Source organism: Streptococcus sp. GMD5S (assembly GCF_000298715.2).
Taxonomy (GTDB): Bacteria; Bacillota; Bacilli; order Lactobacillales; family Streptococcaceae; genus Streptococcus.
Genome location: NZ_AJRG02000011.1, coordinates 51,567 through 62,987 on the forward strand (window position 1 = coordinate 51,567; position 11,421 = coordinate 62,987).

Genomic DNA, 11,421 nt, shown 5'->3' on the forward strand with positions numbered 1-11,421 from the left:
AAAAAGAGAAGATCTGTCGATCCTCCCTTTTCATTTTCCAACCCTTATTTCTTAAAAATAGAGGTTCTGAAGTCGTTTGTTTGGTCAAGATAAGCCTTAAAGATTGCTCTCTTCAACTTATGAACGGCACTGTCAATCTCTGGCTTATAGTCACTCCAACGAGGAGCCACTGCATCCTGTAGCACAGCTTGGTCCATGAGGGCTTGCAATTCAGTCACTTGATTGATGGTCTCTGTCGTATAGTTTGGCCATGGTTTTGTCGGAACTTTAAAGGTCACTTGTTTCAAGTTTTTAAACTGATCCACACGTTCTTGGTACATGGCTTTCTTGAAATCCGCCCAAGATGCATACTTGCCTTCAAATACCTTGTCCAAAACAAGATCATCTGTCACCAATCCGCGTTCTTTACCATAGAGATTGATAGTTTTACCTTTTTGTTTGGCAACTTCTTCGTATTGGTTTGAGATATAAGGTACCATTCCATCCTTAAAGCCTTTGGCAGCCAAAAGTTCGTAAGCGATCCGACGTCCCATAAGGTCCCCTGGCGTGCCTTTCTCACTGCTGAGAGCTGAAAAGATTGGGGCAAAGAGTTTAATCGTATAGTAGCCATTTCGCTCATAGTCGCCAGACTGATACTCACGAGCTGATAAGATATTGTGGTCAATCAAACTTTCAAAGTTGGTTAGTTTCTTTGCCTCTTCTTCTGTCAATTCTTTGACTACGTTAGTAGCGTATACCTCATTGCCATCTACTGGATCTTTCACATACTTGTTCTCAATTTTTCTGAGAGCCGCCATTTTCTGGTAAACATTTAGTTTGTTAACGATTGATTGCCCTTCGAGGTATTCCAGCATGTAGATAAGGTCAAACATGTTATGGACATAGTTCTGAAGATCTGCTGCGTTTTGGAATCTCTCTGTCGGATCTAAGACTTGCAGACGGGAGCCCTCTGTACTATCTGATTTTGAGTGTCTCAAGATAGAATTGATGGTAATGGTTGCGTCACTTGGTTGGTCAGGGGCTTGCAATAAGCCTTTTGCGAAGAACTCTGGGCCCAAGCCACTTCTTCGACCATAGCCGCCAAGGTAAATATCCTGATCTGAATCATGGGTCATTTCATGGGTATAAGTAATGGCTCCATCCTTGTCCAACATACGGTAAGACATATAGTAGACGCCATCACCTGTTGCGTAGGCTCCATGCTGATTGTGTACTACCTTATTGCCAACTGGTCCAAAGAAGTTCTTCATAGCTGGATTGGAGCTATCAAACTTAGCCTCCACTGTAGCTTTTCCAGATGTTGTGTCATCACCGAACTTATAAGCATCATAAAGGAGAATAGTACGATAGAGTTTTTCACGTCCCTCATTATCTAAAATACGATACCAATAATCATAGTGATCACGCTGACGTTTGGCTGTTTCACGCGCATTTTCTTCTACAAAATCATTGAGAGCCTTGCCCACTTTATGCTCGCTATTGCGGTAGCGATCATAAGCTCCAAATCCTAGACTAGACATAGTTGAGATGACAAAGACAGATTTTTCTGGCAAGGTCAGGAGAGGCAAGACCATATTGCGGTATTTCCATGTAGCACTAGTGATGCGGTCATAGACACCTATAGAATACTTGGTGCCAGCTTGTCCTTGCTTAGTTTTGACTTCTTCAATATTAGATTTTTCTTCGACGATGTAAGACTTGGTCTCTGATTTAAACCAGTCATTGTTACTTGTATTTGGTAAAAAGACTTTGCGGTAATGTTCCAGCGTGCTAAACAAATCTGTCGTTCCATGATGGCTAGCTAAACTAATAGAATAAGTATCAACGTTGTTCTTAGCTAGAAGGTTGTTAAAACCAGATTTACCTAACTCAATCAGAGTGTCCAGTGGTGAAGCATTTCCCTTACCAAAGAAGTCCAGGTGGTACAGAACCAGGTCTTTGACGTTTACCTGACCATAGCTGAAGTTATACCACCGTTCCAGATACGTCAAACCAAGTAGCAAGGCTTCCTTGTTGCGTTTGATTTTATCTACAAGATAGCCCTTGGTAACTGGGTTGTCACCAGCAAGTCCAGCATCTGCTGACAAGAGTTTCTTCAAACTGTCTTCCAGATGTTCCTTGGTTTTGGCGAACTGGTCCTCTAGATAGAGCTCAGTCTGCTCGACTTTTGGAGAAATACCGAGCGTCTTTCTGATGCCTTCTGAATGGTAGTCCACCTGCTGCAATTCAGGTAAGACTTGTTTGATGATAGAGCTTTGGTCATACAAGAATTGGTTTGGCGTATAGAGAAGACCCGTATTTCCTAGACTATATTCCGCTAATTTGGCGAAATCATCCTGGTAATGGAGATCAAGCTTTTCAGATGAATGGTCCTTGTAGTGAAGCAAGAGTTTGTTTGCAGTCTCTTTGTTAGAAACAATGTCTGTGATGACTTGGTCATCCTTCATCATAACTGCTGACAAGAGTTCTTTTTGATATAACAGACTGTTCTCATTGACCAGATTTCCGTATTTGACGATGGTTGCCTTGTTGTAGAAAGGTAGCAATTTTTCAATGTTTTTATAAGCCAAGGCGCGCTTAGCTTGATAATGGGCCACCTTAGAAAAATCACTGTCCTTCTTGCCACTTGTTGAGAGGGGCTCCACTGTTGGTAGAGTGAGAGGATTGATGGCTACTTTTTTGCTTTCGATTTGGGAAGCATCTAGCATTGTCCCTCTTTCTTCAAAGGATTCCTTGCTGACGACCTCATCCTTGACCATAGTGACATTGTAGACTCTGTTCGCCTTGCTGCTGAATGTGTCCTTCACCTTCATTCCATTATAGTGGTAACCGGTAATGGCATTTCCGTTGGTTACATTGACATCACTGAGAACATTGGTCAATCTTCCAGCATGCTGTTCCTCATTAGTTTTTCGATCCCACAAATAGCCTGCTACTCCCGCGACTCTACCAAAGTGCTTGACATTATTAATATCGCCCTCAGCATAGCTATCTTGGATTTGTGCATCCTGATCTACTAGACCTGCAAGACCACCCACAGTCTGATCTGAACTATTTGTGTTGGATGAAATGGCTACTGTCGCTTTTGACTTCGTCAGCGAAGCCTTGTTTCCTGTCAAATGACCGACCAAACCACCGATATTGTAGGCAGCAGTCGTTTCATAAGTGTTGATAATTCTTCCCTTGAAACTGCTCTCTGTGATACTTGATTGCTCAGCCTTTGCCAGCAAACCACCGATACCACGTTCACCGGCGAGAACACCATCAACGTGAACTTGTTTAATCTTTGTGCCATTCTGAGCTTCATAGGACAATGCACCGATATCATCTTTCCCTGAAATGGAGACATTTTTCAGACTCAATTTTTCTACTGTGGCACTACTCAAAGTTTCAAACAGTGGTTTTTTCAAGTTGTAAATAGCATACTGCTTGCCATCTTTTTCACCGATCAACTGACCAGTAAAGGTGCCCTTGATGTAGGATCTATCATCAGGTCCCAACTCCACTTCGTTGGCATTCAAACTAGCTGCTAAATGATAAGTTCCAGAGAGATTCTGGTTGATAGCTTTGACCAGGTTGCTAAAGGAAGTAAAGGTTGTCGTTTCCTCTCTAGCCTTCTTAGCTAGGTAGAAAGTGAAATTATCGACATATTTATTTTCTAGCTCTTGCTGGAGTTTCTCAGCCTTGGCTGTGATTTTATAAACTGGCTGACCATCTTTCGTTTCAGCCGTTATTGAAGCGACTGGTAGATAGACATCTTTAAACGACGAAGATTTAACCTTGATAAAGTAAGTGTCTGGATTACTTGGAAAACCGTCTAAAGAAACGTGTTGTTTGTAAGCACCATTGGTCTGACTATACAACTCCAGATCTGAAACGTTTCTTAATTCAAGTGTTTTTTCTGGATCTTTTTCTTTTGGTTTTTCTGTCGGAGCTTCCGGTTTTACTTGCTCGGTATTGCCAGTATATTTTGGAAGAGGAGCGACTTGTTCCGGTTCAACGATGGCTCCTGCTTGAGTTCCTGTATATTCTGGTAGGGAAGACTGGGTCTCTGGTTCCACAATCGCACCTGATTGCGTATCTGTATATTCTGGTTTTTCGGTTGTCTCTGGGGCTACAATCGCTCCCGCTTGAGTTCCCCTATACTCTGGTGTTGGCGTCACTTGTTCAGGTTCTACGATTGCTCCAGACTGCTCGCCTGTATAGGCTGGTTTCTCAGTCGTTTCTGGTTCCACCAAATCCCCTGACTGGACACCCCCAACCTCTGGCTCAACTTTTTCCGGCTCAACGATGGCACCAGCTAGAGTTCCCTGATACTCAGGCAATGGAGCGACTTGCTCGGGTTCAACGACTGCTCCTGCTTGGGTACCTGTATATTCTGGTCTTTCAGCTGTCTCTGGGGCTACAAACGCTCCCGCTTGCTCGCCTGTATATTCTGGTAATGGAGCCTGCGTCTCAGGCTCTCCCTTTTTTGCAGACTGAGGTGCTTCACTTGCAGCTACTGCCTTCTTAGTCCCTTTCTCTACTATACGTGGCAAAGCTTCTTCTACTTTAGTTGAGAGAACTTCCCTAGAAATTTCTTGGTTTTCAACAGTGAAAATGCGAACGAGTTCGACCTTCTTCCCAGCACGACCTTCTTGTTTGACATGGATGGTTCCCTCAGTTAGTTCTGGATTTTCCTGCACCACTTCTGAAACATCTAGTTTGGTTACAATTTCTTGGTCCTTGTATAGGAGCTCTGGTTTATTCACGCGACCAGCCAAGACTTCATCCTGAGGATCCACACTAGCAAGACCAGACGGTTTTAGATCGGATGAATCTTGAGAAGGGATTGGTTTTTCAGCAGGGAGTGTAGGAGATGGAGCTTTCTGCTCATCTCCTGCCCTTTGTCCACCTTCGTTTGCTTGGAAATGAGGTTGAACAGTATAGTCAAGTTTCTGATCCCTAGCAGCAGTTTCTTGCTGATTAATCTCTTTGTCTTGCTTAATATAGCCTAGATAAGTATAACCTGATAAGGCACGTGGCAAAGGCAGACTATCTCCTTGGGATAATTGGTATTCCTGATTGTACTGGAGCAAAAGTTGATTTTCAATAGCCTGAACTGAAGAAGCCAAACCACTGCCCATCCCTGTTATCAAGACAACTTTCAAGAGAGCCTTCTTTTTGCCTTTCTTTTTCGATACGACAAAAATAAGGAAACCAATCGAAGCCAGAACTCCACCTGATAAAACGCTAGTAAGGCTATTCTGCCCACCTGTATTGGGCAACTGACCTAGCTGAGCTTTCTCATCCATACGGTAGACTAGATAATAGGTACTCTCACTATCTTCAGCAATTTTCGGAATATCCTTGACAATCAAGTCCTTTTCTTGCCCACTCAGCTCCGTTTCCGTCACATATTTGTAGTGAACAGCTGCATTTTCTTGAGCAAATACGGTCCCACTACTCGCAACGGACACAAAAAATAGGCTTGAAATCGAAGCTGACACAAGTCCAATTGCTAATTTTCGTAAGGAGAAACGATGCTGCTTCTCTCCAAAAATCTTTTTCATTCTATATCCTCTCAACTTTTCAACCTCTATCAAGAAAATAACTAGTATTATATTTTGATATAGGTATTTCACATCCACCATTATACTATAAAAATACTTCCTTGTCTCAAATAAATGCTTTAGATTTCACGAATGTTAAAGCTTATTTATCCTGTAAAATTTATCTGTCGTTGATGACAAAAAAAGAAGGCTAATCGCCTTCTCTTATTTGAAAATATTCCTAACAAAAAGTCATTATTCTTGAATCTCGAATTTTTTCAAAAGTCCAAAATAGAGGGATCCACCAATGATTGTCAGAATTCCTCCTACCCATCCCAAGAATGGGATCAATCCAACAGAACCACCCACGATAAACAAAACAGACGGTGCAGGAGTCACACGCTTATCGTCCTTGTAATATACAATAGACACAATTCCTAAAACCAAGACAGCAATTTTTACCAATGCCAAAATGATTGAAAAAATCGTCAATATACCAACTGTTGCATCAGAGTCCTCCGTCGCCGCAGCAGCCCCAACAGCTATCATAAACATAACAAGAGGTGCCAACAGCAAGACGATACCTGAAATAAGACCAAAAATCGCATTTACGCGAGCAAGTGTTTTTGTTTTCATCCGAATCTCCTTAAAAAATTTTTACAACTATCATTTTATCACATTTTCATGAAAAACAAAAGAAATTTCAAAATGAGTATACTAGATGGTGAATGATTTCAAATTTCTCTCCAGACATTTAGACTAAGAACTCTGTCATGTATCAATTTGTTTGTAAATTCATTCGTCTTCTCCACTGAGCAAGCCATTCACCTAAAAAAAGAAGATCACTTGGATCTTCTTTTTCCGTATCTATCTTTGCAAAAAGCTTATCTTTCAAAGATAGACTGTCTGAAATCATCTGTGGCACGTAGATAAGCGTTGAAAATACGATACTTGAGTTGGGCGACGCTACTCTTGGAACTGTCTGATAAGGCACGATCAATGTTCTTAGCTGAGGCATCCGCTAGTACTGCTAAGTACATATAATCTTGTAATTCCTCATAAGAAGAAATCGTAATTTGTCGTTTGCTATCTAATTTTCCTGCTTCAAACTCGATAGTGATGGGGCGAAGGAAGTTTTGAGCCTTGTTGTATCGCTCATTTAGCATAGCTTTCTTCAAATCCTTCCATGATTCATACTGACTACCGTAGAGATTTTTAAGGATCAGATCATCTCCAACTACTCCGACATCTCCTCTGTTCCAGATTGAGTAGGTCTTGTTTCCTTCTTTGAGGGCTTGGCCAGCGTATTGACCAGATACATATGGGACAAATCCTTGCTGGTAACCTTTGTCTCCGAGCAATTCATAGGCTCTACGGCGGAACATAAGCCCACCAGGTGCACCAGTTGGATTGTCCAGAGCTGCATAGAAGGAAGCAAACATATTGATGACATAGTAGCCATTTCGTCCAAAGCTAGCTGTATCCCAACCATCGCGACGACCAATGATATTATGGTCAACCAGAGCATCGACAGATTTTAGTTTGGCTGCTTCTTCGGCAGTTATAGGGACAATTCGATCATCAGCGTGAGCTTGTTTACCATAAGACGTATTCTCAAATTTATAATTTTCAGCCTTACGGTACCATTTCATTTTCTGTTGATCAGTTAGAACTCCAGTAACAATATCCCCTTCTACATAATCCAGAAGGTTCAGTACATCAAAGACTCCATGCATGTAGTCGCGAAGAGCATCTGCTGAGGAGAATCGGGCAACAGGATCATAGGTATGGTAACGTGTGGTCGAATCTTTATCTCCCTGATAGAAGCTATTGAGCACGAGACCTTTTTCGCTAACATTGGTTACAGACTCTAACATTCCTGTAGCAAAACTCTCAGGTCCTTCACCCTCACGACGACCATGTCCTTCAAAATAGATAGAACCATCCGAGTTGTGGGTCATTTCATGGGTATAGACCATGGTTCCAGAAGCTCCCAGCATCTGGTCATAGACGTAGAAGACTTCATAACCATTGGCAAAGGCTCCTAGTCCATTGTCTCCGTGATATTTGCCAGCAGGGCCAAAGAAATTGTACATAGCAACTGAGGTCTTATCATTACGCGGAGCCCAATATTGCTGGCCTTTATCATTATAAAGAAAGAAACCGTCTGTAACGATCACCCGTCTGAATAGAGTGTCTTTCCTGTTTGGACTTAGAATGTTGTACCACATGTCATAGTGGTTTCGTTGCCATTCAGCTGATTGATCCACAAGTTTTTCAACGTGTCGATGGAGTTCCTCACCTGAGAGAACTCTGCCACCTTCTTTCCTGTAGCCTCCAAAGCTACCAAAGGCAATGGTCGACATATTGCTGATGATATAGACATCTCTTTCAGGTAAGGTCAGAAGTTGGAGGACCATTTGCTTGAAGCCCCAATCTCCCTGAGTCAGTCTGTCGTAGACCTTGATTGTATACTTACTCTTACGATCTGCATTGTCTTGCTTAGCCTGAATTTCTGGCAGACTTGAACGAGCCTCTACGATATAAGCCTTAGTATTTTCCTTGAACCATTCACTGTTGGTTTTGTGTGGCAAGAAGAGTTCACGCAGACTTTCTAAGTAAGCAAAGAGGTCTCCTTTGCCTTTTTCCTTGGCTAGAGATTGTCGGTAGGCATTGAAGTTGTTTTGGGCTCGAAGATTGCCCATTCCAGAGTTCCCGAGAGCGATGATAGTATCCAGTGTCGAAGCTGCTTGATTGCCAAAGAAATCAAACTTATAGGCATTAAGATCTTTGGTATTGAAAGTTCCATAGTTGACATTGTACCATCGGTTGAGATAGGTCAGACCAAGCATGAAGGCCTCTTTGTTCTTCAGAATTTTTTGGCTAATCGCATCCGCTACGGCAGGGCCTAGGGTGTTGATCGACTTGTCAACTGAAAGTACCTTGAGGAGCTCCTGACCTAGTTCAGCTTTGATTTGTTCAAAGGCTTTTTCCAGATAAAGATCATCTAAGGAAGCTGTTTCACCAATCCCTAATACTTTACGCACTGCAGCCGAGTCATAGGTCACAGATTTGAGTTCATCCAAGACACTCTCTTTAATAGACTGGTAGTCAGATAGGAAGACTTCTGGCGTATAGAGTAAATTCTTATCAGCAATGCTATATTCTGCAATCTGGCCATTGGCAAAATCACCCTTGTAGGTCAGATCAAGATAAGCGATCGTCTTATCTGCATAATGCAACATCAGTCTATTGATTTCACCCTTATGGCTGTTGACATCCGTTATCAGCGTCTCGTCTTTCATCGGAACCACATCTAGCAGGGCTACTTTGTTGAGTTTATCATCTTCAGCTAATTGGTTGGCTATATGAACGATGAAGTCTTTGTTGTAGAATGGTAATAGTTTTTCTACATTTTCGTAGGCCTGCTTTCTGGACTCCTGGGCTCCTCTCACTCGACTATAGTCTGTTTGATGCTGGTAAGCTTGCTGCAATGGCTCTTGGTCCGTCAAGTTTGAAGTGATTCCAAAGGACTGACGTTTGGTTTGCGCATCGGCCTCTGAAATAGAACGGACAAAACGCTCATCTTTTCGATTTGCTGTAGTCCCTTCAAGAACATAAGAGTCCCGAACAGAAGCCTCAGGATAGGGATCTCCTGTCATCGCATGACCATTTTGAACCTTGACACTGGTCAAGACATTTCGGACCTGTCCATTGTTCCAAGTAGACCCGATTGCTCCACCGACTTGGCCAGAATGACCTCCATTCTGGATAGAACCACTCACATAAGAAGTTTCTAATCTAGCTCCATTTTGCAAGCGACCAATCAAGCCTCCAACACGCTGGTCTCCGTTTCTACCCGTTACTTGGATAGATACATCTGCCTGACTCTTCTGCGCCAGTGATTGGTTGCCGTGGAAATTACCGACCAGGCCACCAATATTGTACTCCTGCCCTCCATCTTGGGTGCTGGTGATGGATCCTTTAAAGGCAACATTGGTTAGTTTTGTGTTTTGGGCAACTCCTACGAGTCCACCGATATGCTTGTTCCCAGATAGACTACCACTTACAGAAACATCCGTAATCGTTGCGTTCTGAGCGTTGCTAGCCAAGGCCCCTATAGAATCCTTGCCTGTAACTGCAGCCGATTTCAAGGTCAGTTGCTGGATGGTGGCATTTTTCAAGGTTGCAAAGAGTGGTTTTGCCAAGTTGTAGATGGTATAATCTTTGCCATCCACTCGGCTAGTTAGGCTACCTGAAAATTCTTCTGGTACATAGCTTGTCGCAGACTGTTCCAACTGGAGTTCATCTGCTGAAACATCCGCTCCTAATGTGAAGTTTCCAGTCGGGTTTGACTTCATGGCCTCTACGAGCGCTTTGAAGGACGTATAGACACCTTCTTGACTAAGAGGCGTTTTCGGCAGTTCAAAAGAGTAATCTGGACGATAATGATCCCCTTCTCCCTCGACGAGCTGATTAGCTGATACCGTTACGGAATAGGCATTGCCCTTATCTGTAATCTTAGTAACAGGTAAGAGCATATCCTTGAACTTGTCTGACTGAATGCGGACATAGTAGTTGCCCAAATCAGACGGCACTTCCGACAGGGATAGGTAACGTCGGTAGCGACTACCATCTTTACCGTACAGTTCGATGCGGTCGATGTCTTTGATTTCAACCTTCTTATAATCTAGCTGAACTGGACGTTGATCCTCTATACTAGTTTGTTCCCCTTGACCCAGGTCATATTTCATGACGGTTTTGAGGGTATAAGGAGTATAGTAATCCAAGTCATCAAGTGTCAATTTTTGAGCGAGGTCCACAAGGTCGACTTCCTTAATTAACGTTTGACCCTTGTATAGCTGCACTTTGGCTGATTGATAGCTAGCTGTAGCATCCGTCAAATGATAGCTAAGAGAAACTTGGCGTTTGTCTTCTTCCTTCTCGACACGGACTAGAGAGAGGGTTGGTTTTCTCTTGACACCATCCAGAGCTTGACGAGCTGCCTCGAGATCCGTCCGAACTTGATCGACCAAGGCTTGATTGGCCAAAGGATTGTCCAAAACGAGCTTGGCCTGATCTAGAGCACGGCGATAGCGGAGTTTGGTTTGTTCATCAGCATACTGGTAAGCAACTGTAGACTGAGTCACATCCTTCATGTCAAATTCAACTCCAAGAGTTTTCTTATCAACAGGTTGGCCGTCTAAATTATTCTTAGCAGTTTCAAGGGCTTTTTTCAAAGAATCAACCTGTTCTTGACTGGCATGAGATGCCTCAAAGAGAGCTTGGGCATTTGCGACTGCCTGTTTATAAGACTCTTGATCTGCAGTGGTATCATTGAAATACTGATGCGTTTTCTGGATGCTATCGGCCTCTTCCACTAATTGGTGCAAGGGTTCGAGGTCGAGGGTTCCTTTTTCTGGTTCCACAGGAGCGTGATCCGCATTTGTAGAAATTGGTTTTGTACCGACTTTGATAATCTGAGGAACTGCTTCTTTTGTGATAGTGTTAGAGATTTCCTCTGTATTTTCGACTTTTCCATCTACTAAATACTGACGAGTCACAATCGTACGCACGCCATCTTGACCAGCTTGGCTAACTTCCCTTTGTCCCAAAGGCAGGTCTGCACTTTCCACTTCCTTAGTTGGATAGGGTTCGGCCACTGTTGTGGTAACGTCCTTTTCTTCAACGTTTAAGCTTGGAACTTCATTTACAGGAGCGTCTGTTGGTTTCTCGCTAACAGGGCGTGTTCCAACTGTTACGATCTCTGAGACCGCTGGAGTCGTCACTTCGTTGGAGATTTCCTGGCTTCTCTCTACTTTTCCATCTACCATGTACTGACGGGTGACGATTGTACGCACTCCATCTTGACCAGCTTGGGTTATCTTGG

Annotated in this window: 3 protein-coding genes; all 3 read right to left on the minus strand. The window is 43.0% G+C overall.

What is annotated here, in order from left to right; translation table 11 throughout:
* Positions 1-44: 44 nt before the first annotated feature.
* Positions 45-5,552: a ZmpA/ZmpB/ZmpC family metallo-endopeptidase gene (locus tag GMD5S_RS0206495; protein ID WP_000718006.1), complete on the minus strand. Its 5,508-nt coding sequence runs from the start codon at positions 5,550-5,552 to the stop codon at positions 45-47.
* Positions 5,553-5,786: 234 nt separating this feature from the next.
* The gene (locus GMD5S_RS0206500; protein WP_000853147.1) at positions 5,787-6,167 is read right to left on the minus strand and encodes a hypothetical protein; all 381 of its coding nucleotides are present in this window, start codon (positions 6,165-6,167) and stop codon (positions 5,787-5,789) included.
* Between the two features lie 248 nt (positions 6,168-6,415).
* Positions 6,416-11,421: ZmpA/ZmpB/ZmpC family metallo-endopeptidase (locus GMD5S_RS0206505; RefSeq protein WP_016893784.1), on the minus strand; the 5,006-nt coding region annotated here is incomplete at its 5' end.

What these genes read in the sequence shown, in the direction of transcription:
- GMD5S_RS0206495 (WP_000718006.1), bottom strand. Translation starts at nt 5,552, where the DNA reads ATGAAAAAGATTTTTGGAGAGAAGCAGCATCGTTTCTCCTTACGAAAA.
- GMD5S_RS0206500 (WP_000853147.1), bottom strand. Translation starts at nt 6,167, where the DNA reads ATGAAAACAAAAACACTTGCTCGCGTAAATGCGATTTTTGGTCTTATT.